This window comes from Amycolatopsis sp. NPDC003676, assembly GCF_053587275.1.
In genome coordinates this window covers 14,218-36,831 of sequence record NZ_JBSFNS010000022.1, presented here as the reverse complement: position 1 = coordinate 36,831, position 22,614 = coordinate 14,218, and the positions used below count along the sequence as shown (strand labels likewise).

General features: G+C 69.6%; 25 protein-coding genes. 8 read left to right on the top strand and 17 right to left on the bottom strand.

Features of this window, described 5'->3' with window-relative positions; translation table 11 throughout:
- Nucleotides 1-212: 212 nt before the first annotated feature.
- The 11 genes from ACWDNU_RS16310 to ACWDNU_RS16260 all read right to left on the bottom strand — a co-directional run bounded on the left by ACWDNU_RS16310 (nucleotide 213) and on the right by ACWDNU_RS16260 (nucleotide 10,785).
- Nucleotides 213-1,640, bottom strand: coding sequence for a dihydroorotase (locus ACWDNU_RS16310; RefSeq protein WP_449669418.1), 1,428 nt, complete (start codon nucleotides 1,638-1,640; stop codon nucleotides 213-215).
- A gap of 11 nt (nucleotides 1,641-1,651) precedes the next feature.
- Nucleotides 1,652-2,557, bottom strand: coding sequence for an acetamidase/formamidase family protein (locus ACWDNU_RS16305; protein ID WP_449669417.1), 906 nt, complete (start codon nucleotides 2,555-2,557; stop codon nucleotides 1,652-1,654).
- Entirely contained in the window at nucleotides 2,554-3,252 is a 699-nt protein-coding gene (locus tag ACWDNU_RS16300; protein ID WP_449669416.1) for an aldolase/citrate lyase family protein, read from the bottom strand. The genes ACWDNU_RS16305 and ACWDNU_RS16300 overlap by 4 nt, the downstream gene beginning before the upstream one ends.
- Complete coding sequence (locus ACWDNU_RS16295) at nucleotides 3,249-4,187, bottom strand: branched-chain amino acid transaminase (RefSeq protein ID WP_370937971.1); 939 nt, start codon at nucleotides 4,185-4,187, stop codon at nucleotides 3,249-3,251. Before ACWDNU_RS16295 ends, ACWDNU_RS16300 begins: the two co-directional genes overlap by 4 nt.
- A 12-nt stretch (nucleotides 4,188-4,199) precedes the next feature.
- Nucleotides 4,200-4,601, bottom strand: coding sequence for a cupin domain-containing protein (locus ACWDNU_RS16290; protein WP_344272493.1), 402 nt, complete (start codon nucleotides 4,599-4,601; stop codon nucleotides 4,200-4,202).
- Nucleotides 4,598-5,500, bottom strand: coding sequence for a polysaccharide deacetylase family protein (locus ACWDNU_RS16285; RefSeq protein ID WP_344272490.1), 903 nt, complete (start codon nucleotides 5,498-5,500; stop codon nucleotides 4,598-4,600). Before ACWDNU_RS16285 ends, ACWDNU_RS16290 begins: the two co-directional genes overlap by 4 nt.
- On the bottom strand, nucleotides 5,497-6,180 hold the full coding sequence (locus tag ACWDNU_RS16280) for a cysteine hydrolase family protein (protein ID WP_449669415.1): 684 nt from the start codon (nucleotides 6,178-6,180) through the stop codon (nucleotides 5,497-5,499). The genes ACWDNU_RS16285 and ACWDNU_RS16280 overlap by 4 nt, the downstream gene beginning before the upstream one ends.
- A gap of 73 nt (nucleotides 6,181-6,253) precedes the next feature.
- Nucleotides 6,254-7,849 (bottom strand): ABC transporter substrate-binding protein, encoded by a 1,596-nt coding sequence (locus ACWDNU_RS16275; RefSeq protein WP_449669414.1) that lies wholly within the window; start codon nucleotides 7,847-7,849, stop codon nucleotides 6,254-6,256.
- Between the two features lie 108 nt (nucleotides 7,850-7,957).
- Nucleotides 7,958-8,797, bottom strand: a complete 840-nt coding sequence (locus tag ACWDNU_RS16270) for an MBL fold metallo-hydrolase (RefSeq protein ID WP_449669413.1) — start codon at nucleotides 8,795-8,797, stop codon at nucleotides 7,958-7,960.
- Nucleotides 8,794-9,621, bottom strand: a complete 828-nt coding sequence (locus tag ACWDNU_RS16265; RefSeq protein ID WP_449669412.1) for a hypothetical protein — start codon at nucleotides 9,619-9,621, stop codon at nucleotides 8,794-8,796. The genes ACWDNU_RS16270 and ACWDNU_RS16265 overlap by 4 nt, the downstream gene beginning before the upstream one ends.
- Nucleotides 9,622-9,873: 252 nt before the next feature.
- Nucleotides 9,874-10,785, bottom strand: a complete 912-nt coding sequence (locus tag ACWDNU_RS16260; protein ID WP_449669411.1) for a hypothetical protein — start codon at nucleotides 10,783-10,785, stop codon at nucleotides 9,874-9,876.
- 247 nt (nucleotides 10,786-11,032) lie between these two features.
- Here ACWDNU_RS16260 and ACWDNU_RS16255 point away from each other — a divergent pair, with 247 nt between their 5' ends.
- Nucleotides 11,033-12,643 carry an amidohydrolase gene (locus ACWDNU_RS16255; RefSeq protein WP_449669410.1) on the top strand — a complete coding sequence of 537 codons (1,611 nt, stop codon included), beginning with the start codon at nucleotides 11,033-11,035 and terminating at the stop codon, nucleotides 12,641-12,643.
- A 205-nt stretch (nucleotides 12,644-12,848) separates the two neighbouring features.
- Nucleotides 12,849-13,319: a GNAT family N-acetyltransferase gene (locus ACWDNU_RS16250; protein WP_449669409.1), complete on the top strand. Its 471-nt coding sequence runs from the start codon at nucleotides 12,849-12,851 to the stop codon at nucleotides 13,317-13,319.
- Nucleotides 13,320-13,400: 81 nt separating this feature from the next.
- On the opposite strand, the gene ACWDNU_RS16245 is transcribed toward ACWDNU_RS16250, so the two are convergent.
- A complete protein-coding gene (locus ACWDNU_RS16245) occupies nucleotides 13,401-14,447 on the bottom strand; it encodes a cation diffusion facilitator family transporter (RefSeq protein WP_449669408.1) in 1,047 nt (348 codons plus the stop codon).
- Nucleotides 14,448-14,560: 113 nt separating this feature from the next.
- Between ACWDNU_RS16245 and ACWDNU_RS16240 the strand changes: the two genes are divergently transcribed.
- Nucleotides 14,561-14,941, top strand: coding sequence for an ArsR/SmtB family transcription factor (locus ACWDNU_RS16240; RefSeq protein WP_449669407.1), 381 nt, complete (start codon nucleotides 14,561-14,563; stop codon nucleotides 14,939-14,941).
- Between the two features lies 1 nt (nucleotide 14,942).
- Here the strand turns inward: ACWDNU_RS16240 and ACWDNU_RS16235 are convergent, their stop codons facing one another.
- Nucleotides 14,943-15,329 carry a DUF2267 domain-containing protein gene (locus tag ACWDNU_RS16235; protein ID WP_449669406.1) on the bottom strand — a complete coding sequence of 129 codons (387 nt, stop codon included), beginning with the start codon at nucleotides 15,327-15,329 and terminating at the stop codon, nucleotides 14,943-14,945.
- A gap of 72 nt (nucleotides 15,330-15,401) precedes the next feature.
- On the opposite strand from ACWDNU_RS16235, the gene ACWDNU_RS16230 reads away from it, so the two are divergent.
- From ACWDNU_RS16230 to ACWDNU_RS16215, 4 genes are all read left to right on the top strand, one after another.
- Nucleotides 15,402-15,758 (top strand): hypothetical protein, encoded by a 357-nt coding sequence (locus ACWDNU_RS16230; protein WP_449669405.1) that lies wholly within the window; start codon nucleotides 15,402-15,404, stop codon nucleotides 15,756-15,758.
- Nucleotides 15,759-15,822: 64 nt separating this feature from the next.
- Nucleotides 15,823-16,191 (top strand): hypothetical protein, encoded by a 369-nt coding sequence (locus ACWDNU_RS16225; protein ID WP_370940479.1) that lies wholly within the window; start codon nucleotides 15,823-15,825, stop codon nucleotides 16,189-16,191.
- A 44-nt stretch (nucleotides 16,192-16,235) separates the two neighbouring features.
- On the top strand, nucleotides 16,236-16,649 hold the full coding sequence (locus tag ACWDNU_RS16220; RefSeq protein ID WP_449669404.1) for a DUF4383 domain-containing protein: 414 nt from the start codon (nucleotides 16,236-16,238) through the stop codon (nucleotides 16,647-16,649).
- Between the two features lie 120 nt (nucleotides 16,650-16,769).
- Nucleotides 16,770-17,846 (top strand): FUSC family protein, encoded by a 1,077-nt coding sequence (locus ACWDNU_RS16215; RefSeq protein WP_449669403.1) that lies wholly within the window; start codon nucleotides 16,770-16,772, stop codon nucleotides 17,844-17,846.
- A gap of 393 nt (nucleotides 17,847-18,239) precedes the next feature.
- On the opposite strand, the gene ACWDNU_RS16210 is transcribed toward ACWDNU_RS16215, so the two are convergent.
- The 4 genes from ACWDNU_RS16210 to ACWDNU_RS16195 all read right to left on the bottom strand — a co-directional run bounded on the left by ACWDNU_RS16210 (nucleotide 18,240) and on the right by ACWDNU_RS16195 (nucleotide 21,480).
- Nucleotides 18,240-18,839 (bottom strand): flavodoxin family protein, encoded by a 600-nt coding sequence (locus ACWDNU_RS16210; protein ID WP_449669402.1) that lies wholly within the window; start codon nucleotides 18,837-18,839, stop codon nucleotides 18,240-18,242.
- Between the two features lie 178 nt (nucleotides 18,840-19,017).
- Nucleotides 19,018-20,226: a glycosyltransferase gene (locus tag ACWDNU_RS16205; RefSeq protein WP_449669401.1), complete on the bottom strand. Its 1,209-nt coding sequence runs from the start codon at nucleotides 20,224-20,226 to the stop codon at nucleotides 19,018-19,020.
- A gap of 165 nt (nucleotides 20,227-20,391) precedes the next feature.
- A complete protein-coding gene (locus ACWDNU_RS16200; protein WP_449669400.1) occupies nucleotides 20,392-20,952 on the bottom strand; it encodes a hemerythrin domain-containing protein in 561 nt (186 codons plus the stop codon).
- Between the two features lie 54 nt (nucleotides 20,953-21,006).
- Nucleotides 21,007-21,480, bottom strand: coding sequence for a MarR family winged helix-turn-helix transcriptional regulator (locus ACWDNU_RS16195; RefSeq protein ID WP_449669399.1), 474 nt, complete (start codon nucleotides 21,478-21,480; stop codon nucleotides 21,007-21,009).
- Nucleotides 21,481-21,555: 75 nt separating this feature from the next.
- Between ACWDNU_RS16195 and ACWDNU_RS16190 the strand changes: the two genes are divergently transcribed.
- On the top strand, nucleotides 21,556-22,443 hold the full coding sequence (locus ACWDNU_RS16190) for an LLM class flavin-dependent oxidoreductase (RefSeq protein ID WP_449669398.1): 888 nt from the start codon (nucleotides 21,556-21,558) through the stop codon (nucleotides 22,441-22,443).
- Nucleotides 22,444-22,614: the final 171 nt, after the last annotated feature.

The following is a 22,614-nucleotide window of genomic DNA, read 5'->3' as shown; positions in this document are numbered from 1 at the left end:
CCGTCCTCGACCAGGATCTGCCCGCGCAGCACAGTCAGCCGGTTCCGCGCCGCCGCCTCGTAGCCATCCCACGGCGTGTAGTCCGCTTCGTCGAGCCGGGCGGAACAAGCTCATTTCTCCTCGGGGATTAGGCCTGGCCGTCGAGCCCCGAGTTTGTGACAAGCCCACGAGAAAAAGGCGCGACCCGGGCCGCGCCTTTCTCCGGAGCAGGGTCAGCAGGCCGGACGGCTCGCCACGTCCGACGACAGCGACTGCTTCAGCAACCGCCCGCCCGGAGACGGGGAGCGCAGCGCGCCGTCCTCGACCAGGATCTGCCCGCGCAGCACAGTCAGCCGGTTCCGGGCCGCCGCCTCGTAGCCATCCCACGGCGTGTAATCCGCTTCGTGCAGGTCAGCCGCGGTGATCTTCCACTCCAGACCCGTTTCCATCAGCGCGAGATCCGCGTCGCTGCCGACCGCGATCGCGCCCTTGTGCGGGTACAGGCCCATGATCTTCGCCGCGTTGGCCGACGTGAAGTCCACGAACCGGTTCAGCGGAAGTCCCCGCCGCACCACGGCTTCGGTGTACGCGACCGCCATCCGGACCTCCACGCCGGCATGGCCGCCGGTGGCGTCGAGGATCGTCTGCCCGCGCGTCTTCACGTCCAGGTCGGTGCACACGCCGTCGGTCGCCAGCGTGCTGAGCGTGCCCGCGACCAGCGAGTGCCACATCGCGTCCCGGTCCGCGGCGGACTTCAGCGACGGATAGGTGTGGTAGATGACGCCGTTCTCACGCTTGTAGTCCTCGGCGGTGTAATACGCGTAGTGCGGCAAAACTTCGCCGTACACCGGCTGTTCCCGCCCGCGCGCCTCACGGATCGCCTCGATGCCTTCGGCCGCGCTGACGTGCATCAGGTAGATCGGCGCACCGACATGCCGAGCGAGCGTAATGACGCGCTGGAACGAAAGCTGTTCGGACAGCGCGTTGTGCGCGTCCGGCATGTACGGCACCGCAGTCTTCTGCTCACGCTGCAGCCGCTTGTACGCGTACATGACGATGTCGTCGTCCTCGCCGTGCACGCACAGCATCGCGCCGGCCTCGGCGGTCTTCTCCATCAACGCCCAGATGTGCCCGACGTCTGTCTTCTGCTTCGGCCGCGTGGGCGTCGTGTTCGTCATCCAGACCTTGAAACTGCCGTGCCCGGCCGCGACGACCTCGGGCACCTGGTCGAGGACCTCGAACGGGATCTCCGGCTGGGCGAAGGTGCCGTGCAGCGCGTAGTCGGTGTACGAACTGCCGGACCATTCCTTGCCCTTGCGCTCGAACGACTGCCACAGCTCCTCCCCCGGCTTCCAGTGCGCGAAGTCGATGAGCGTGGTGGTGCCGCCGTGCACCGCGCCCTCGCTCACGCGGTCCGGACCGAAGCATTTGATGCCGGATTCCGCGGCGGTCGGCAGCACGGAGTTGGTGTGGACGTGCGGGTCGATGCCGCCGGGGACGACGAGCAGCCCGGCGGCGTCGATGGTCCGCGCCGCTTCCGGCGGTTCGCCGTGCCCCGACTGGGAAAGCCCGACGATGATTCCGTCAGCCACCGCGATGTCGACGTGTTCGACCCCGGCCGGGGTCACCACGGTGCCGTTGCGCACGATGAGATCGAGCATGGTTTCCTCCGCTACGGTTGGGCACGCGTCAGCCAGGACGCGTGCGGCGTGCCTGCGAAATGCGCGACGTCCACCGCCGCTTTGGCCGACAGCCGGGCGTTGACGAGCTGGCAGATGCCGACGTCCGCGGCGATGCTCAGGAACATCGCCGCGCGCTCGCGGGTCCAGCCGAACGCGTCGACGGTCAGCGCGAGCAGGTCGTCGAGCGCCGTCTGGACGGCCTCGGCCAGCGTGTCGCCGTCGCCGATGGTCAGCAGCCTGCCGTCCGCGCTGAGCACCAGCGGACGGTCGGAACCGGTCGGCCGCGCGTGGTGCCAGGACAGCGTGATCGCGCCTTCGACCTCGACGCCGGTCAGCGACGATTCGCCGTCGCCCTGGCAGGCGTGCAGATCGCCCGCGTACAGCGCGGCACCGTCGGTTTGCGCGGTCAGGAAGATCGACGCGCCCGCGGTGAGTTCCTTGCAGTCGAGGTTGCCGCCGTGGACGCCGACGGTGCTGCTGCCGGGGGCCTCACCGGGGACCCCGACGCCGATCTTGCCGACCATCGGACGCACCGGAATCCGGACGCCGTCGCCGAATTCGACGTAGCCGTCCTTGATCGGCACCGAATGCCCGGACGTCCCCAATCCGCTGACTGCTCCGCGCCCGGGCAGGGTCACCAGCGCGCCTCGGTCGGCGATGTCGATGCCGTGGAGATCGACGCGGATCCGGTCGCCCGCGCGGACTCCGGGAAGCCGAACGGGGCCGGTCAGCGGGATGGACAGGTCGGTGTAATCGCGCGACCGGTCGAAGCCGCCGTCGGTGTGGAGGCTGCGAGTTCCCAGGACGAACCGTTCGTGCTCCGGCACCTCGCATCGCGGCGGGATGTCCGCGCCGAACTCCTGCTCGACCCGTTCCGCACTGACGACCATCGTCATCCGTCTGCCCCCGCGGCAAGCCCGCCCAGCACGCTGAGCAGGCACTTCTCCCAATACACCGAGCACGCGTCCGCACCGCGTGCGAAGGCAGCGGCAACCCCGGCCGCGTCCGCCGCGGGCAGCCCGACCGGGACCCCGTGCTCGCGGAACACGCCGAGCGCCTCGTCGATCAGCTCAGGCAGCTGAGACACCAACTCCGGCCGGTTGACCTTCAAGTCGTCCGCCAGATCGGTCGGCCCGAACCACGCCGCGTCGACCAGCCCGGACTTGGCGAAGGCAGCCGCCTGTTCAACAGCGTCGACGGTCTCCACCAGTACCGCAATCCTTGGCGCACCGCTGAAATCCGTGCCGTACCTACTGGCCGGTGAAACCTGCCGAGATCGATTTCCCTCTGGCGAAAAGCGCGTCGCCCGACGAGCGGCTTCGACCTCCGCGAGTGTCCGCACCTGCGGCAACAGCAGCTCCGCCACGCCGGTGTTGGCATACGTGACGAGCGTCTGCGGTGACAGATCCGGCACCCGCACGGACACGTCGACGCCGCTGCCAGCGAGGGCCAGCACGACGTCCGCGCACCGATCGGCGGTAAGCGCGGTCTGCTCGGCATCGAGGACGACGAAGCCGAGTCCCGCCTGCGCGATCTGGCTGATCAGCAGGCGGTCCGGCGCCGCCGTCAGGACACCGACCCGTCGGGTCACCTGGCCACCGCGGCGGGCGCGTACACCGGCTGCGCCCAGCCGCGGTCGGCGGCGACGCGATTGCGGACCGCGCGCCGGTAGAGGTCCTGCAGCGCCCGGGTCAGCTCGCCGGGCTCGCCGTCGGCGACCGGGATCCGGTCGACCGAGCTGACCGGGCTCACCTCGGCCGCGCTGCCGCAGACGAACACCTCTTCGGCGGAGTACAACTCGGTGCGGTCGATCGGCCGTTCGGTGACGTCGATGCCCAGCTCGGTCCGCGCCAGCTGCAGCACCGAATCGCGCGTGATGCCTTCGAGGATGCTCTCGGTGACCGGCGGAGTGCAGAGCTTGCCGTCGCGGACCATGAAGACGTTGTAGCCCGCGCCTTCCGACACGTGACCGTCCACAGTGGGCAGAAGCGCGGCGTCGTATCCGTTGCGGCGCGCCTCAAGCAGCGCGAGCCGCCCGTTCTGGTAGTTCGCGATCGACTTGACCCGCGGCGGCATCGACCGGTCGGAAATCCTTGCCCAGCTGGAAATCTGGACGTTCAGGCCGGGCCGGTCGAAGTACCGGCCCATCGGGATCGCGGCCATGAACACCGTCGCGGGCCCGGTGTCGTCCGGTTTGCCGTCCGGCGAATCCACGAACACCTGCGCCCGCATGTGCAGGTCCTCGTGCAGGTCGTTGGCCCGGATCAGGCCGAGCAGCTGCTCCTCGAGCCGGTCGACGTCCTCGGGTCCGTCGATCCCGACGACCCGCATCGACGCGACCAGGCGGCGCATGTGGTCGGCCACGCGGAACGCGTACAGCTCGCCGGCCTCGTCGTCGAAGTACGCGCGGAAGCCCTCGAAGACGCCGACGCCGTACTTGGTCGAGGTCGAAAGGACGTGGAGCTGGGCGTCGGCGTAAGGCACGAGTTCGCCGTCGTGCAGCAGATAGGTGGGTTTGGCTCCCATGGGGATCGCCTCCTACTCGTCAGGGATGAAAGTCCAGTTCTCCGCGACGCTCATGCCGACGACCAGGTCGACGTCCTGGTCGGTGTCGTTGGTGAGACCGTGGACCACGGACTTCGGGATGTAGACGGCGTCGCCCGGCCGCGCGCGGAAGTTCTGGTCGCCGAGGTGGATCAGCGGTTCGCCGCCGACCACGACGTAGAACTCCGAGGCGTCCGGATGGTGGTGGCGCAGGTGGTGCTGCCCGGGCCGGATCCGGCCCCAGCTCACGTTCAGGTCGTCCGATCCGCTCAGCTGCGGGTTGATCAGCGGGCAGACCAGGCCCTCGTCGCGCTGCCCGCGCAACCCGGTCTTGTCGAGTTCGGTGAACCCCTGCTGCGCGACGCTGTGCACCAGGCGGCTGAGATCGAGCGTCACCGGGCACCCCGCGGCGCGTGGTCGATCCACCACTGCGCGATGTCCGCGCGGGTGGCGAACCAGACGCCCTCCTGCGCGAGCGCGTACTGCAGGAACCGCCGCAGCGCGATCGCGACGCCCGGCCGTCCGCCGATCCGGCAGTGCAGGCCGACCGACATCAGCTTCGGCACGGTGTTTCCCTCGTGCAGCAACATATCGAGACTGTCCGACAGCACCGCGACGAAGTCGTCTGCGGTACCGAGGCTGCCGGGACCCCAGAACCGCGCGTCGTTGGTGTCGCCCGCATAAGGAACGATCAGGTGTTCTGATTCGCCCGCAGGCACGAAATACGGCAGGTCGTCGCAATAGGCGTTGGAGTCGTAGCGGAATCCTTCCTCGACCAGGATCTCCCGCGTCTTTTCGGTGATGCCGTCGCGCAGGTAGAACCCGACCGGCCGGACGCCGGTGGTCTTCTCGACTGACTCGCGGGCGCGGCGGATCTCCTCGCGCTCGTCCTCCTCGGGCATCCCGACCGTGCCCTGCCAGCGATAACCGTGGCAGGCAACCTCGTGCCCTTCGCGGATCAGCGCCTCGGCGACCTGCGGATTGCGTTCCAGCGCCATGCCGCAGGCGAAAACCGTGGACGGCACCTCGAATTCGCGCAGAATGCCGAGCAACCGCCAGACCCCTGCGCGGCTGCCGTATTCGAAGAACGATTCCTTCATCATGCTGCGCCGCTCGGGCGGACTGCTCCAGCCGCCGAAGACGGAGATGTCCTCGTCGGCCTCGTCGCCGTGCGCGATGGAGCTTTCCGCGCCCTCTTCGTAGTTCAGCACCACCGAGACGGCGACCTTCGCGCCGCCCGGCCACGGCACCGCCGGCGGGTGCTCGCCGTAGCCGATCAGATCGCGCTCGCTCACGACGCCACCCGGCGGCGCGCGCCCGACTTCCACGCGGCGATCGCTTCTTCGAGCGTGCAGGTGTCGTGCCGGGCGCGCATCACGGTCATCGCCGCGTTGTGCACCTCGGTGTCGTACGCGCCAACGCAATCCTCGACGAGCACGGCGTAAAAGTCGTGGTGCGTCGCGTCCCGCAAGGTCGCTTCGACGCAGCCGCCGGTCGAAATGCCGATGACGGCCACCGAATCGATTCCCTGACTGCGCAACAGCAATTCGAGTTCGGTGCTGATGAACGCGCTCGGCCGCCGTTTGGTGACCACCGCTTCGCCCGGTTCCGGCTGGCAATCAGCACAGAAGTCGGTCGCCGGATCGCCCGCGAGGCTGAGCCTTCCCAGGTCCACCGAACGTCCGTTGGCGATCGTGTACAGCGACCGCAGCCACGCCGGAGGCGAGCTTTGTGCGTCCGGCAGGTTTTCCACGCGGACATGGAAAACCGGGACGCCGTTCTCGCGGGCCGCCGCGATCGCCTGGCCGCAGCGTCCGGAGACGCCGCTCATCATGGACAGGTCGTGGTCCTCGCCGATGGTGCCGCCCTTCGCGACCGCGCCCTGCTGCATGTCGATGACGAGCAGCGCGTTCACGGCCGGATCGAGCAATTCTTCCAGGGTGTCGCGGACTTGTTTGCCGCAGATTTCGATCATGTGCTCAGTCCCCTTGTATTTCGTGGCCCGCGCCCGGCTCCGGGAATGACCCGGAACCGGGCGCGGGAAGCCGTCAACCCGCGATGCCGGACCAGCGGATCGGCCCGTTCGGCAGCGGCGCCGCGGTCTTTTCGCCGCCTGCCGTGACGACCAGGTTGGGCGTTTCGACCAGCTCGATCACCGGTGTCTGGGTGTCGCCGATCTGGGCCAGCTGCTTGAGCAGGCCGGTGCGCTTGGCGGTCTGGTCGACCGGAGTCGCCGCGAGCTGCTGCCGCACGCCGTCGTAGGTCGGGTCGGAGAATCCGGTGGTGTTGTTGGGAGAGTTGGAGAATTTGATCCAGGCCAGGTACGCCGGGTCGGCGATGACGACCGGTTCGCCGTACAGAACGGCTTGGTAGGTGCCGCTGAGGACGGCGGTGGAGAAGTCGGTCGGGCTGGCCATCGGCCGCAGCGTGACGTTGATGCCGACGTTCTTCAGCATCGACTGCACGAGCACCGCGGTGCGCTGCGAGACCGGACCCGGGCGGGTCGGGCTGTAGGTCAGGGTCAGGTCGAAACCGTTGGGGTAGCCCGCTTCCGCCAGCATGGCTTTCGCCTTGGCCGCGTCGAAACTGTAGGCGTCGCCGAACGCGCCGACGTTGAAAGTGGCGTTGAACGACGATTTCGCGGCCTTCGCGTACCCGAAATAGGCGCCGGTGACGATTTGCTGACGGTCGATGGCCATCGAAATCGCCTGCCGCACCCGCACGTCGTTAAGCGGCGGCTTCTGGGCCGACAGCATCAGGTTGTCCATGTTCAGCCCAGGACAGTCGTGCACCTTGACGTTCGGTTTCGTGGACAGCGCCTTGTACTGGTCGTACTGGAACCCGCTGGCGACCTGCGCCTGACCGGAGGTGACGATCTGGCTCCGGGTCGCGTCGGTCGGCACCGCCTGCACGGAAAGCGAGTCGATGCCCGGTTTCTGCCCGCCGTAACCGGCCACTGTGGACACGCTGAGCGCCTGTCCGGGCGTGAAGGAGTCGAGTTTCCAGCCGCTGTAGTCGGCGATGTTCTTGGCCAGCCAGTCGTGGCCGATCGGGTCCGCGCCAGTGGTGTGTTTCTTCGCCTCGGTGCTGTCGTACACGTACGCCAGCGGGTTCTGCAGCATTTCCTCGGTGTAGGAATTCCACTTCTTGACGTTCAGCGAAATGGTGTGCGGGTCGACCACAGACACCAGGTTCGACGTGTCATAACCGGCGATCTCGAAGGTCTTCTTCAACACCGGCTGCGCTTTGAACCCGTAGGTCTCGAACGACCATTTGACGTCGTCCGCGGACAGCGTGTTTCCGGTCTGGCTTTTGAGCGAGCGCAGTTTCACCGTGATCGCCGTGTGCGCTGAGTTCACCTCGATCGAATCGGCGATCAGCCCGGTCACGCCGTCCGGCGTGGAACCGCAGCCGTTGGCGGTGTCGCCCTGTTTGTAGGTCGCGAGCTGGGAACCCAGCCCGGAAAGGACGAGCTGCGACGCCGCCCCGCCCCACGGGGCGATGGTGAGCGTGTCGGGCAGGCTCTGGACCGCCATCACGACGTGGCGGCCGCCGCTCGCTTGCTGGGCTCCGCCGCCGCAGGCGGTGATCCCGGCGGCCAGGAGCAGGACCGCTCCCGCGGCCGCACCGTGCACAGGCCTCATTTGTTCGCTCCTTGCTGACGAGCGCGATCAGGGGTGAGGGGGTCCGGGAAAAGCGCCCGGAGAAGAGTCCGTGAAGGTTCCCCTCACGGCGGTTGCGCGACCGGGATTTCAGGCGCGGTAGGCCTGTTTGTGCCCGGCGCGGACGATCGGCAGCACGTCGAGCAGGTCGGTGATGACGTTGCCGTGCGTGGGGCACACCAGTTCCGCGCCCAGTTCCCGGGCGAGGTCGGCGACCCCCGCGTACCGTTCGTCGGCGTCGTCGACGAAACGGGAGAAATACAGTGCGCTGCCGGTGAAGAACGCGGCGTTCTCCACGGCGATCGGCTGGCGCAGTTCGCCGGTCGTGAGCCCGCATTCGCCCGGCAGGTGCGCCGGGTCCTCGTCGTCAAGCTCCGGCCGGTGCATGTAACAGAAGCCGTCCGCGGTGAAGAGGCTTTTCGCGCGCGGCGCGTAGCCCCACTGCGTGTTCGGCAGATCTCGGATCATGGCTTCCACCACCAGGAATTCGTGCCCGCCGCCGAGATCGAACCGATCGCCGGGCCGGGTGGCGCGCAGGTTCGGCACGACCTCGGGATAGAACAGGTGGTAATCCCGGACGTCGCCGATCACCTGAATGTCCGGGTATTTCTCGACGAATCGCGGGAGATTGCCGGTGTGCGGCAATTCCGGATGCGTCACGAACAAGTGGGTGAGATCGCGGCCGCCGAGCACCCGCTCGACCACCTCCTCGATCGCCCACCAGCTCGACGGCGCGCCGGTGTCGACCAGGACCGAACCTTCGGTGCCCTGCACCAGATACGCCGAGTTGTGCCCGTGGATGAGCCGTCCGTCCACTTCGAACGGAAGACAGGCCCCGATCCAGGTGACGCCGTCCGCGACGAGCCGCGGCAGGTCGCTGCTCAGCTCGTGCGCCATCGCGTCCAGGTCGAGATCTTCGATCTTGCTCATGCGCCCACCGTCCTCAAAGCCTGGAGCATCAACTGCAGATGGCGTTCGACAACCGGGCGGCCGCGCAGCACGCAACCGCGCGCGGGCGCGATGATTTCCGGCTGCAGCGTGGAAAACCGGTCCTCCAGCCATTCGCACAGCCGGTTGGTGGTCGCCTTGCGGAGCCATTCGTACTTCGCCACGAGGTGGCCGACCACATCGTCCACAGTGGTCGAGTCCTCAGTGGACGGATCGATCACGCGCGCCGCCGCCGGGTCGCTGACGACCCCGTGCGTGAACACGTCGGAAGTGAAGATCGCGCCGGTTTCCGCGTCCCAGCCCCAAAACGTCGGCAGCAACCGCAACAACGGGGACTCGATCTCCAGCGCCCGCCCGCCGGTGCCGACCTCGAGCCGCGGCGCGCGGGGCATCGAATCCCCACCCTCGCTGCGAGTGTCGATCTGCTGCCGCCGTCCCTGGTAACGCATCCGGTGGACGTCGTCGAAAGCATCGAAGGGATTCACGACGCCGCCGGTGAAGAGCGCGGTGATGTCGAATTCCCGGGAAATCGGCTCCAGATTGGACACACAGTCCATCTCGCCGCGAGTGAAGAAGACCGCGAGCTCCTCGAGCCCGCCGAGCGAGGAACGCAACCCGTCGAGCACCGCTTCGCGGTGAACGGCCAGCCCGGAATCGACCAGCAGCGCCCCGGACGGCTCGGTGAGCAGATAGCAATTCGACGGCTGCCAGCCCTCCGCCGTCGAAGGCACCCAGCTGACCCGACCGTCGATCGGGATCATCCCGCCGAGGGCGGTGAGCTTGCCGGGAATCAGCGTTGTGGTCACGTCTTCATCGTGATGAAGACCCATCAATATGTCAAGGACGAGTGTGGGCCGTTCGGCGGAGCCGGACAGCCCGATCCTCGTCCGGCCGCAGGTGGAAGGGAAGAGTCCGGAGTGGACGGTAGTCTTCCACGCGCCCGGGCGCGGGCAGCGTCGAAGAATCACCGATCTGGCGCTGGGGCTGGGCGAAGTCCGTTGCGCGGGAGGGAATCCGCCAGCGTTTGCGGCTTCAACGGATTGAAGGCGGCTCGCGGATCAGGCTTGCGGAGCAGCCTTCGACGCCCGCCGCACCACCCGCCGCCGACCGTCCGCACGCAGCATCGGCCCGAACCGCAACCGCGCCTCCTCCGCCAACTCCGCGCCAAGGTCCACATCGAACCCGCTCGCCGACGCCGCGATGCGCAGCCGGTCACCCCGCGCAGACAGCCCGGTGATCCGATCCCGCGCCACCGCCAGCAACTGCACCCCGTGCGTCAACGGCCGCCGCCCCAGCACATGCCGCACGACCACCAGCTCCTGCCGCGTCAGCGCGACGAACGCCGCGGGCCGGGATTGCTGCCACAGCCAGCGCCGCGGCAGTTCCGGTTCCGCGCCGAGGTAGCGCGTATGCCGGGTATGTCCGAGCGCCACCAGCGGCGACGCCGGAAGCCGGTCCCAGCCAAGGGAAGGCGGCCCCGCGTGCGCCGGTTCCGCCGCGCCGGGCCGGTGGGCGCGCGACCGCACGTGTGTCAAGAGGTCCGCCACCGCGGGCCACGCCCACGAGCGGTAGCGGAAAACCAGTGTCGTCCGGACGCCGGTTAGCACCAGACAGGAGTGCTTGCCCGCCATCGCGTGCTCGACCGCGATCAGCTCCGGGTACGGGATCGCGCCGACGATGCGCGGATACGGCAGGTCGTCGACCCACAGCGCCACTCCGCGCGAACCCGCGCCCAGCGCCTGCTCCGGCGTCCACACCACGCCGTCGCCCGACGGCCGGGTCGCCGACGGGGCCAGCATCACCTCGCCGGGGCCGACCAGGTCCGCGAGGTCCTCGGCCGCCGCGCCTGGCCGGGACCAGCGCGAAGGCGGTTTGGTGTCGAGCCGGTCGGCGAGGTCGCGGCCGACCTGGATCTCCCACGGCTCGGCCGCGGCGGTGAGCGCGGCCCTCGCCGCACCGATGCCGGACATGCGAGCCTCCTGCCGCCGCGGGAGCCGGGCCTGGTGCCCTGTGCTTCCAGCGTATACACCGCCGAAGGGCCGGTCCTCATTCCGGAGTTCCCCCGGCTGGGACCTAGATCACCCGATTGCCGCAACCCGCTTCGACGATGCGCCCGGGCCCGCGCCGCCCCTAGAATCGGCGGTGCGGCACCGTGGCCACAGTCCTTTGTGGACACAGCGCCGCGCGGCAGCCCGCGTCGAACCTGGAGGGAACCTCGTGTCCGCACCGGAATCCGTGCAGATCGTCACCGCCCGGCGCATCGTGACCATGGCCGGCGCCGAGCCTCCGGCCTTCGCGATGCGCGGCGAACGGGTCGTCGCGCACGGCACCGTCGCCGACCTGCGCGGCGAGTTCCCCTCGGCGCAGCTGCACGATTTCGGCGACGCCACCGTCATCCCCGGCTTCAACGACGCCCACCAGCACCCGACCGTCGTCGCTGCCCAATCCCTGCAGGTCGACCTCTCGCCGTCGCGGATCCGCTCGACCGCCGACCTCACCGCCGCCCTCCGCGAACGAGCCGCCGCGACGCCGTCCGGAGAATGGGTCATCGGCTGCGGCTACGACGCGTTCCGCAGCAACGGCGGCCGCGAACTCACCCGCGCCGAGCTGGACGAAGCCTGCCCGGACCACCCCGTCCTGGTCGTGCACGTGACGCTGCACGCCGGCGTCATCAACTCCCCCGGCCTCGCCCTCGCCGGCCTGACCGACGCCAGCGAACCCCCGCCCGGCGGCCACCTCGGCCGCGACGCCGCCGGCCGCCTCGACGGCGTCATCCACGACCAAGCCCTCTACGACCTGGCGTTTCCGGCCTTCACCCCGCGCCCGACGATCGTGAAGGACCCGTCCACCGCGGTCCTCGCCGCCGCCTTCACCCGGCACGCCGCCGACCTGCACGCCGCGGGCATCACCTCGGTCGGCGACGCCCTCGTGGGCCGCACCGAATGGGAGATGCTCCGCCACCTCGCCGACCAGGACCAGCTGACGCTGCGCGTGAACGCCCTGGCCGCCTACGACCACTTCGACTACTTCCGCGCCCTCCCCTCCTTCCCGGTCACTCCGGAAACCCGGCTGCGCCTGGGCGGCGTCAAGACCTTCGCCGACGGTGCCGTCAACGGCGGAACCTGCCTGGTCGAACAGCCCATCGAAGGCACCGACAGCTACGGCCTCGAGCGGGTCTCCGCCGCGCAGCTGGCCGACACCGTCCGGCACGTGCACGACGCCGGGTGGCGAGTCTGCGTGCACGCCAACGGCGACCGCGCGATCCGCCGCGTCCTGGACGCCGTCGACCAGGCGCAAGCCGCCAACCCGCGGCAAGACCCTCGGCACCGCATCGAACACTGTTCGATCATCGACGACGAGATCCTGAAGCGCATGCGCGACCAGGGCATGGTCGCGGTGCCGTTCGCGAACTACGCCGCCGCGCACGGGGACAAGCTGACCCAGTACTACGGGGCGGAGCGCGTCGAGCGGATGTTCGCCCACCGGTCGATGCTCGACGCCGGGGTCGCCGTGGCGGGTTCGTCCGACCATCCGTGCGGGCCGTTCCCGCCGCTGTACGCGCTGCGCAGCTGCGTGACGCGCCGCGCTCCGGACGGGGAGTTGTTCGGGCCTTCGCAGCGGATCAGCATCGAGGCCGCGCTGGGGGTGTACACGACGGGGTCGGCTTACGCTTCTGGCGAGGAGACCACGAAGGGCCAGCTCGCGCCGGGTTTCCTGGCCGATTTCGCGGTGCTGGCGGAGGACCCGTTCGAGGCGGATCCGGAGGCGTTGGATCGGGTTCAGGTCCGGGAGACTTGGGTCGGCGGGGAACGGGTCTGGTCGGCCTAGCGCGCGGCTCGGCTGCTGCGAAAGTGCCGTGAGGGGAACCCTGAGGGAATCTGATTCCCTCAGGGTTCCCCTCACGACCCGCGACCCGCTCCGAAGCGGGTCCGCGCCGTTCTGACGCAAACCTGGCACGTGCCGCCAGCGGGCCGATTTATCGCGCGGGAATTCGATATTTTCAAGATAAATCGCGGCGGTTACCGTTCTCGGAATGAACACTGTCGTCCGCGCCACGCCTGAATCCGTTCCGCAGCTCGTCGCCTCGGCCACGGCCCTGTTCGCCGAGGACGGCGGGCAGCGCGATCCATGGATGGACCGCACCTGGCCACACCGCGAAGGCCCCGCCTACTACACGGACCTCGTGCACCGGAGCGATTCCCTGTGCCTGCTGGCGCTCTCCGCCGCAGGCGCAGCGATCGGCCACCTGATCGGCCGGATCCGCCGCGCCGACCCGCTCCGGCCGGAAGCGGTGGTCGGGGTGCTGGAGAGCATGCGCGTCGACCCCGCACACCGCGGAACCGGCGTCGGAACGGCATTGGCGGACGAATTCTTCGCGTGGGCCAGAGAATCCGGCGCGAATCAGGTCAGCGTCACGGCCTATGCGGCCAACGAATCCGCGCTCAGTTTCTACCGCGGTCGCGGCTTCACCCCGTTCGAACTGGCCCTCCACGCCCCGATCTAGCCCTACTTCAACCGTGCCAAACGATACCGGTGAGGCGAATCGCTTGTGTAGTCACACTTTCCGGCCAGCTCAGGCGGACAGTCAGCCGAGGTGAACGGCCTCCGCGCCGACAGCCGGTTCGACGTGCACTGCCGCCGCGGTCAGCCGGGGCACGGCGGCGATCAGGCGGTGTTCCAGGTTGTGCGCCAGTTCGTGCGCTTGCTCGACGGTGAGCGTGTTGGCGACCTGGACGGCGAGTTCTGCGCGCAGGCTGTGGCCGATCCACCGCATCCGGACCTCGCGGACGCCCTCCACTCCGGGCACCGCCGCGGCTGTCCGCTCGGCCAGTTCGACGGTCGCCGGGTCGACGGCGTCCATCAGCCGCCGGAAGACTTCCTTGGCCGCGTCACGCAAGACGAACAGGATCGCGACGGTGATCAGCAATCCGATCACCGGGTCGGCTGCCGGGAAACCCAGGGCGACGCCGATCGCGCCCAGCACTACCGCTAGGGAGGTGAAGCCGTCGGTGCGGGCGTGCAGGCCGTCGGCGACCAGCGCGGCGGAGCCGATTTCGCGGCCGACCGTGATCCGGTACCGGGCGACCAGTTCGTTTCCGGCGAAGCCGACCAGGCCCGCCGCGGCGAGCACCCAGAGCTGCTGCACCGGGTGCGGGTGCAGCAGGCGGTCGATCGCTTCGTAGGCGGCCAGCGCGGCTGATCCGGCGATGATCAGCACCACGACGACTCCGGCCAGGTCCTCGGCGCGGCCGAGGCCGTAGGTGTAGCGGCGGGTCGCGGCGCGGCGGCCGAGGGCGAAGGCGATGCCCAGCGGCAGGGCGGTCAGGGCGTCGGCGAAGTTGTGGATGGTGTCGCCCAGGAGGGCCACCGAGCCGGTGACGGCTACCAGGGCCAACTGGATGACCGCGGTGCCGAACAGGGCGGCGAATGACCAGATCAGCGCCCGGATGCCGCGCCGGCTGGTTTCGAGGGCGTTGTCGAGGCGGTCGGCGCTGTCGTGGCTGTGCGGGGTGAGGAAGTGCTTGACGCGGGATCGCCAGGTCTCGTGACCATGACCATGACCGTGGCCGTGCCCGTGTCCATGACCGTGGCCGTGCTCCGGCTGCGGACTGACGCGGCGCGGCTCTGCCATCAGGTACTCCCGGAATCCTCGAAGCTCTCGCGACCGCATGAGGAGGGCCGCTCGACTGTCAGCATACCTGCGCAGATGCGCAGATAGTCGAGCAGGGACGGTAGCATCGGGTCATGCACTCCTCCCTGCCGGACTTCGACATGCCCTCCGACGAGCAGGTCCACTTAGCCGCGGAAAGCTTCCGCCTGCTGTCGGACCCGACGCGGATCAAGGTGCTCTGGGCGCTCCTGCAGGGAGAATCGTCGGTGGCCTGCCTCGCCGAACTGGCCGGGGCCGCGCCGACCGCGGTCAGCCAGCACCTGGCCAAGCTCCGGCTCGCGGGCCTGGTCAAGGGCCGCCGCGAGGGGACGTTCGTGTACTACTCCGCGGCCGACGAGCACGTCCGCGGGCTGCTGGCCCAGGCGCTGCACCACGCCGACCACGTGGACCGCGACATTCCGAACGAACCGGGCGGCCACGCCCAGCCGCACCGGCCCCGGATGCGGAACGCCTGAGTCACGCGACTCGCAGGCGCTCCGCCTCGATCAGCTGCCGCAGCGGTTCCGGCAGCACGTCCCAGACCTCGTCCGCGACGTGCACCGTCTCCCGGCTCAGCACGTCCAGCACCACTCCGGCCCGGTGCAGGGACTCCGGCTCCGTCAAATCCGCGCGCTCGGCGATCCGCCCCACGAATTCCGTCAGCTCGAAACCGTCCTCGACCGGGCCGCCGCCGGGGCTCAAGTCTTCAGCCAGTTCGGGCGGCAGCTGCGCGGCCAGGCTCGCCGCCGCTTCCGGGGAAATCCGTTCGGACAGCGTCTGAAGCACCGCGTGGGCGACAAGTTCGGCGTCGCGGGACTCCGCGAGGCAAGCGCGCCTGCGGATCAGTTCGACGATCTCGTTCATGGGCCCCGGATACCCGCGGCGACCGGCCGCAACCGTCCGGTTAGCCGTGCCACCACCGGGTATCAGCGATCCATGGACCATTCAGCGACGTCTCCCGCACCGGCCGAACAGGCGCAGATCGCGTTGCGCCGGCTCCGTCGCGAAGCCGGTGTCGGAGGCTACGAATCCCCAGCGGAGCTGTACCGGACGCTCGGTTCGCTGAGCCTCCTCGCCGACGACCTTTCCGAACTGCTCCCCGACCTGTGCGGGCAGCTCGAGGACGCGTTGCTCGCCGGGCGCGTGCGGCATCGCGCGGCCGACGCGCAGGAGGCCTGCGACGCCGTCGCCTCGGCGGCGCACAGCATTTCAGTCGCCCGCTTCACCGCGCTCCTGGTCGGGCAGGAAATCCAGAAAGCGCAGACCGCGATCCGCGATCTCGCCGCCGCCTGACGCCGTTTTGTCCCGTTCCACGCGGGTACCCGACGCGAAAGCGTTGCACGGAGAAGGGAGCACGATGGCCGACAGCGATCCGGCTGAGCCCGAAACGCTCGATCCGTCCGAAGCACTCGACGAGGACGAACTGCGGGTCGACCCGCTGGAGGGCGGCGTCGAACCCGCCGAACGCTGGAGCCCGGCGACCCGGCAGGCCACGACGCCCGCCGAGGCGCGCGAAGGCGAACCGCTCGGCCGCAGGCTCGCCGAGGAACGGCCGGACGTCCAACCGGCACAAAACCCGCCCGACGACGAGACTCTCGCCCGGGCGGAAGCGGCCCGAGCCGTGGCCCCGGACGAGGATCTCCCGCAGCGCCGCGCGGATCCGGACCCCGGCGAGCAGGCGGACGAAGCGGGCGGTTCCGTCGCGAAATCGCTGCGCGAGGAGTGACCCGCGAGGGAAGCCGCCGCGGGCCGCAGCGGAAAGGAGTTCCCATGCCGACGGTCACCACGCGTTCCTGGGCCCGTCCGGTCGTCGCCGTGCTCGGGCTGATTTATCTGGTCCTCGGTGTCGCCGGGTTTTTCGTCCCGGAGACCGCCCACGCCGGGCACGACACAACGCGCGTCGTCTGGCTGTTCAGCTCCAGCACGGTGCTGAACATCGTCCACACGGCACTCGGCCTGCTCGGGCTTTTGGCCGCGCGCAAGCTTTCCGGCGCCGTCGCGTATTGCTGGGTGCTGTTCGTGGCGTTCACCGGGCTGACCGCGTACGGGATACTGGCGACGTCGTTCAGCACCGCACGCGACGACCCGGTGAACCTGAACTGGGCGGACAACTGGCTGCACGGGCTGACCGCGCTCGTCGCCTTGGTCATCGCGCTCAGCGGAAGCCGCGAGGAACGGGCTTAACGACGGGGCCCTCGGCCTGCACCTGCAGCGCCACCAAGCCCAGGAGGTGCAACTAGTGACCACGCTTCTCGACGAGGTGGCCCAGCCGAAGGTCGTCCGCCTCACTGCGCCAGTCCACGCGTGACTCCGAGACTCGATCGCACGCCGCTGGGCTGGGCGGCCCGGGCGATCCGCGTACCCGGCAGCGAGCGGCGGACCGCGCTGCAGGCCGCGAAGGCGACCGTCGCCGCGGTGGCCGCCTGGCTGCTGGCGACCCAGGTTTTCGGGCTGTCCCAACCGTTTCTCGCGCCCTACGCCGCGGTGTTCCTGGTGGAAGCGACCGTGTACCGGAGCTTGCTCGGCTGGGCGCAGCAGGTCGGCTCGGTGACGCTCGGGGTGCTGCTCGCGGCGGGAGTATCGCAGCTGGTGCCGGAGCAGACGGTGACGCTGGCTGTCGTCGTCTTCGTCGGGTTGCTGCTGGGTTCGTGGCGCAGGTTCGGCGGATCCGGCGTGTGGGTCGGGGTGACCGGGATGCTGCTGGTGACATACGGGACCGCCCGGAGTTCGGAGCTGCTCGGCGACCGGCTGCTGGAAACCGCCCTCGGCGCCGCGATCGGGTTGGCCGTGAACGTGCTGATTTTCCCGCCGCTGTACGGAGAACGCGTCGCCGCCGCTGCCGACCGGCTCGCCGCCGCGCTCGCCGGGCTGCTGGAAGACACCGCCGAACTGGTGCGCAGCGACGAGCCGCCGGAGAACCTGGACGACTGGCTCGGCCGGGTCAGCGACGTGCGCAGTCTCGCTCGCGCCGCCGAGGACGCTTCCGGCCTGACTCGGGAAGGCCGGTTTTTGAACCTGCGCAAACGAAGCCGGCACTCCGGCGTTCAGCATGACCGTCCGCTTCGGACGCTTGGCGCGCTGTGGCCGCCGGTCGAACAGCTTGTCGAGGCCGTGCGCACGACGTCGGAGGGGCGGGAGCCGTTCGTCTACCCGTGGCCGCAGGCGCGCGACGCGCTCGCGGACCTGCTGCGCGAACTCGCCGCGGCCGTGCGCGTCGCCGCGGTGCCCGGCCGGGAGCCGGATCTGGAGCGCTGCCGGTCGCTGGTCTGCCAGGTCGAGGACCGGCTGGTCTCGTCGCGGGACGGGGTGACGGCGACGCTCGGGCTGGGCGCGATGGCGCTGCCGGTCCGCCGCCTGCTGCGGCAGCTGGACCGGCATTGACCGGCCCTGCCACCGCAGGTACCCGGGCCGGACGAGCCCTCACCGACGAGTGACCGGCGAACGGCTGGCCAGGTGCCGCCTTCCCGCGCGAAAAGGCTTACGCGGGAAGGCTTCTGGACTCCTTCGAACGCGAGCATCCGGAGGTCCGCGTCCGGCCCGGTTTCGTCTTCCAGCACGTCGACCGAGCAGCGGCGGTAGTTCGCCGGACCGTTCGTGCCTGGTGCCATTCGTGCCGGACATCCGGGCTGCGATTCCAGGTCGGGCAGGCCGACAACCTCGCCGACGCCATCCGCCGCTGCCTCCTGCGGCCGGTCGCCGACGCGTTCGACATCGCGACCGAAGCCGTGAACTTAGACCGGCGCCGCTGCCCGCCCGGCAGCCCGGCCTGTCCCGTCACGAAGCCGGATACTGCTGCTTCCCCAGCACCTGCGCCACATGCACCGCGTTCCGCACCAGCGTCGCGTTCGCCGAGGCGACCGCTTCCGGCGTCTCGTCCAGGTCCTGGTAGTCGCCGCCGTTCATCGCTTCCCCGTTCCAGTACGTGCCGCCCTGGGCCGGGATGGTGAAGCCGATGTCGTTGAGCGACTGGAAAAGATCCGCGGTGATCTTGTGCGCCCCGTCCTCGTTGCCGACCACCGCGACGACCCCGACCTTGCCGAACATCCCCGGTCGGCCCTCGTCGTCCGTCTCGGACTGTTCGGCGTTCAGGCGTTCCACCACCCGCTGCGCGATGCTCGACATGTGCCCGACCCAGGTCGGCGTCGAGATCAGCACGATGTCCGCGGCCGCGACCTTGCGCCGGATCTCCGGCCACTCGTCGCCGTCCCCCATGTCCGCTTCGATGCCGGGGCGCACGTCATGGTCGGCCACCCGGACCAGTTCGCCGGTCGCTCCCCGCTGCGCGAACAGGTCGAGCAGCTGCCGGGCGATCAGGTCGCTGCTCGAGCGGTCCGGCGAACGCTTGAGAGTGCAGCCTAGAGCGAGAACACGCATCAGAAACCTCCACAGGACGCCGAGCCGGGCAGGCCCCGTCTCGGCGAGGACGAATGGATCGAATACGACCGGCCGGTCCGCCGACGCGGCGAGCCAGCTTCAGTCGAGCTAGTGCGGTTCCGGGTCGCGTCGTTCGCGATCGGACCCGAGTGTCCATTGAGGACTGAAGACCGAGCGGTCACTGCGCCGCGGCCCACCCGGACTCCCCCTCCGGCACCGCATTCTCATACGCCCGCACGGTCTCCGCCGCGATCCGGTCCCACGAATACCGCGCCCGGACCCGCTCCAGGCCCGCTGTCCCCAGCGCTTCCAGTTGGGCGGGTTCGTCCAGCAAAGCCCGCAGCCGCGCCGAAAGCCGGGCCGGATCCCGCGGCGGCACCAAACGTCCGGTGATGCCGTCGACCACCGTGTCGGCCAAGCCGCCCACCGCCGCGGCCACCACCGGCACCCCGCACGCCATCGCCTCCAGCGGGACGATCCCGAACGACTCGTACCAAGGCGTGCACAGCACCGCGTCCGCCGAGCGCAGCAACGCCGGCATCTCAGCACGGCTCACCTGACCTGCCAGATGAACCCGGTCAGCGACCCCGAGCCGCTCCGCGAGCCGTCGAAGCCGCTGTGCCTCCGGATGCCGCGAAAGGGCCTCGGAAGGCGGCCCGCCCGCGATCACCAGTTCAGTCTCCGGTACCCGCGGCAAAGCGGCGATGGCCAGGTCGAACCCCTTGCGCGGCACGAATCTCCCCGCCGACACGAGCCGTTTCGGCGCGGTGCGCGGAGCAACCGGGCCGCCGGTGCCGAACCGGTCGAGGTCGACCCCGCACGGCACCACCGAGATCCGCTGCCGCGGCACCCCCTGGCGGGCCAGTTCGAACACCTCGTCCGAGCAGGCCGCGAGGATCCGGCCGGCCCGCTTGCCGACCATCCGCTCCAGCCGCGTCCGGTCCGGCGGACTCGGGTCGGCCTCCCCGAGATACCGCCGCTCCACCACGCCCAGCGTGCGAAAAGTCTGCACCGCAGGCACCCCGGTTTCGCGCGCGGCGAGCACGGTCGCCACCCCGGACGTCCAGAAGTGCGCGTGCGCCGCGTCCGGCGGTTCTTCCGTCCACCGATCGCGAAGCCAGCTCCCGAATTCGCCCAGGTACGGCACGAGCTCGTCCTTCGGCAGCCGACGCGCCGGACCGGCCGGGACGTGCACGACCCGGTAGCCGTCCGGGGTATCCGCCGCGGCGGGCGCTTCCGGGTCGTCGCGTCGCGTGTAGACAGTCACCTCGTGCCCGCTGCGGACCAGCGCCGCGGAAAGGCCCGCCACGTGGACGTTCTGGCCGCCCGCATCCTCGCCCGGCTCCGCGAGCGGGCTGGCGTGTCCGGACACCATCGCAATCCTCATCGAGTTCCTTCCGCGGCGGGGACGGTCTCGGTCAGCAGGCACGCCAGAACGGTGTGGGGCCGGCGCAAGATCCGCATGGGCCTGGTTAGCCGCGCGGACGCGACGTTAAACCAGGCTCGTCATCGGGTACCCGCAACGGTTTCCGGCACGCGACGATCGGGCGCGTCAGCTCTTCCGCCCGGTCAGCGCGTCGCGGATCTTGTCGACGAACGCCGCGCCCGGCGCGAGGACCAGATTGGCGGGCGGCTTGCTCGGCGCGTGCGGATGCGGCCTGGTCGGCGCGATCTTCTTGGCCGCCAGCACCCGCTCGCCAAGCCGGTCGAGTTCCTCGGCGGAACAGGCTTCCCGCAGCCTCGGCAAGAGGTCGGTTTCCTCCTCCTTGATGTGATGGCGGACGTCCGCGATCAGCTTGCCGAGCAGCTCCTCGAACTCCGGTTCGCCGGGGTTCTTGCGCTCCAGCTGCTTCATGACCTTTTCGGCCTCGGCGTGCTCCTCGATCTCGTGGTCGGCGATCTCGTCGCCGTCGTCGAGGTATTTGCGCGCGGCCGGGTACATCAGCTGCTCCTCCGCGACGGAATGCCGGACCAGCTCGGCGATCACGTGGTCGACCACGTCTTTCCGGTTGCCCGCCTCGGGTTCGCTCTCGAGTTCGGCGAAGACCCGCTCCACGTCGCGGTGGTCGTCGGTGATCACGGTGATGAGGTCGGTTCGGGTGGATCCGGTCATGCTGCCTCCTCGGGTGTCGGGAAGGCTCCGGTTACCCGTTGCGCCGCAGGGCAATCACCGGAAACGGAACTGCCCGGTCCCCATCTGTGCCCGGTCGTCCGCGACCACCACCCGCCGCAGCAAGGAAATCAGCGTCTCGCGTTCCTTCGACGACAGTTCGGCGAGCAACACGTCCTGCGACCGGCTGGCCTCCTCCTTCAGCTCCCCCGCCAGCGCCTTCCCGGCTTCGGTGAGCGTGACGCGCTGCCGCCTCCGGTCGTCCGGATCGCGTTCGCGGCCGACGAGGTCCCGGCGCTCCAATTCGTCCAGGTAGCCGACGAGGTGGCTGCGGTTGAGCCCGAGCCGGTCGGCGAGCGCGTGCTGTGCCAGCGGGCCGAAGTCGGAAAGCCCGGCCAGCACGGCGAAATGCGGCAGCCGGAGACCGCGCTTCTCGAGCGCGCCCGCCAGTTCCCGGCGTCCGATCCGCGCGACGTGCCCGGCGAGGTACGACGGCAGCGCGAGCAGGGTCGGCGGGCGCAGTTCGTCCATGCCCGGATCCTATCTGCTGGACGGTTTTTGTTCCATCGTGTAATCATGTCGTCATGACACGATTTCAGGCGACCCATGCCTGACTACGGCCACGACCTCCAGTTCGGCGTCATCCTCCTGCCGGAAGCCGCCGCCCCCGACACCGCGATCAGGCTCGCCGAAGCCGCCGACGCTGCCGGGCTCGACCTGCTCAGCGTGCCGGACCACCCGTATCGTCCGGACCTGCTCGACGCGTGGACCGTCCTGAGCGTCGTCGCGGCGCGCACCGAACGGCTGCGCGTGTTCCCCAACGTCGCCAATCTGCCCCTGCGCCCGCCCGCCGTGCTCGCACGCTCGGCGGCGAGTCTCGACCTGCTCACCGGCGGCCGCGCCGAACTCGCCCTCGGCGCTGGCGCGTACTGGGATGAAATCGAGGCGCAAGGCGGCCCGCGATACACCCCTGGCGAAGCCTTCGACGCGCTCACCGAAGCGATCGAAGTCGTCCGTGCATTGTGGACACCCGGGCCGCCTGCCACCGTGTCCGGCACTCATCACCGGCTCACCGGCACTCCACCGGGCCCGTTCCCGGCGCACCGGACGGAAATCTGGCTCGGCGCGCTCGGCCCGCGCATGCTGCGCCTGATCGGCCGGGTTGCGGACGGCTGGCTGCCGAGCATGACCCGCATCCCGCCGGACCGGCTGCCCGCCGCGAACGCGCTCATCGACGGGGCGGGCCGGAAGGCAGGCCGCTCCCCTGCCGAGATCCGGCGGCTGTACAACCTGCCCGGCGTTCCGTCCGGCAGCATCGGCGAGTGGACTGAACAGCTTGCCGAACTCGCGCTCACGCACGGGATGAGCGCGTTTCTCTTGTCCGTGGACTCGGCCGACGCCGTCCGGGTGTTCGCGCGGGAGGTCGCGCCGCGGGTCCGCGAACTGGTGGCCGCCGTTAGGCAGTCACGGCCACCGGCAGCAATGGTCAGCTAACACGTGTGACGTGCTTCAATCAATTTCCCGAGCGGCTTAGCCAGAGAGACGGACGACAAAGCCGAATATTCATTCGCGGTTCCTTCATCGATTCCGCTCACCGTTGGCTGCAGAATAAGCAGCTCAAGACGACGGGTTTCGGAGCTTCGGCGGCCGGAGCACATGAGGAGG

Coding starts and splice junctions, on each gene's coding strand:
- ACWDNU_RS16235 (WP_449669406.1), bottom strand. CDS start 15,329: ATGAACGAGATCGTCGAACTGATCCGCAGGCGCGCTTGCCTCGCGGAG.
- ACWDNU_RS16305 (WP_449669417.1), bottom strand. CDS start 2,557: ATGACGATGGTCGTCAGTGCGGAACGGGTCGAGCAGGAGTTCGGCGCG.
- ACWDNU_RS16260 (WP_449669411.1), bottom strand. CDS start 10,785: ATGTCCGGCATCGGTGCGGCGAGGGCCGCGCTCACCGCCGCGGCCGAG.
- ACWDNU_RS16190 (WP_449669398.1), top strand. CDS start 21,556: ATGCCTGACTACGGCCACGACCTCCAGTTCGGCGTCATCCTCCTGCCG.
- ACWDNU_RS16245 (WP_449669408.1), bottom strand. CDS start 14,447: ATGGCAGAGCCGCGCCGCGTCAGTCCGCAGCCGGAGCACGGCCACGGT.
- ACWDNU_RS16240 (WP_449669407.1), top strand. CDS start 14,561: ATGCACTCCTCCCTGCCGGACTTCGACATGCCCTCCGACGAGCAGGTC.
- ACWDNU_RS16230 (WP_449669405.1), top strand. CDS start 15,402: ATGGACCATTCAGCGACGTCTCCCGCACCGGCCGAACAGGCGCAGATC.
- ACWDNU_RS16270 (WP_449669413.1), bottom strand. CDS start 8,797: ATGAGCAAGATCGAAGATCTCGACCTGGACGCGATGGCGCACGAGCTG.
- ACWDNU_RS16310 (WP_449669418.1), bottom strand. CDS start 1,640: ATGCTCGATCTCATCGTGCGCAACGGCACCGTGGTGACCCCGGCCGGG.
- ACWDNU_RS16275 (WP_449669414.1), bottom strand. CDS start 7,849: ATGAGGCCTGTGCACGGTGCGGCCGCGGGAGCGGTCCTGCTCCTGGCC.
- ACWDNU_RS16220 (WP_449669404.1), top strand. CDS start 16,236: ATGCCGACGGTCACCACGCGTTCCTGGGCCCGTCCGGTCGTCGCCGTG.
- ACWDNU_RS16200 (WP_449669400.1), bottom strand. CDS start 20,952: ATGACCGGATCCACCCGAACCGACCTCATCACCGTGATCACCGACGAC.
- ACWDNU_RS16280 (WP_449669415.1), bottom strand. CDS start 6,180: ATGATCGAAATCTGCGGCAAACAAGTCCGCGACACCCTGGAAGAATTG.
- ACWDNU_RS16250 (WP_449669409.1), top strand. CDS start 12,849: ATGAACACTGTCGTCCGCGCCACGCCTGAATCCGTTCCGCAGCTCGTC.
- ACWDNU_RS16295 (WP_370937971.1), bottom strand. CDS start 4,187: ATGGGAGCCAAACCCACCTATCTGCTGCACGACGGCGAACTCGTGCCT.
- ACWDNU_RS16195 (WP_449669399.1), bottom strand. CDS start 21,480: ATGGACGAACTGCGCCCGCCGACCCTGCTCGCGCTGCCGTCGTACCTC.
- ACWDNU_RS16205 (WP_449669401.1), bottom strand. CDS start 20,226: ATGAGGATTGCGATGGTGTCCGGACACGCCAGCCCGCTCGCGGAGCCG.
- ACWDNU_RS16210 (WP_449669402.1), bottom strand. CDS start 18,839: ATGCGTGTTCTCGCTCTAGGCTGCACTCTCAAGCGTTCGCCGGACCGC.
- ACWDNU_RS16225 (WP_370940479.1), top strand. CDS start 15,823: ATGGCCGACAGCGATCCGGCTGAGCCCGAAACGCTCGATCCGTCCGAA.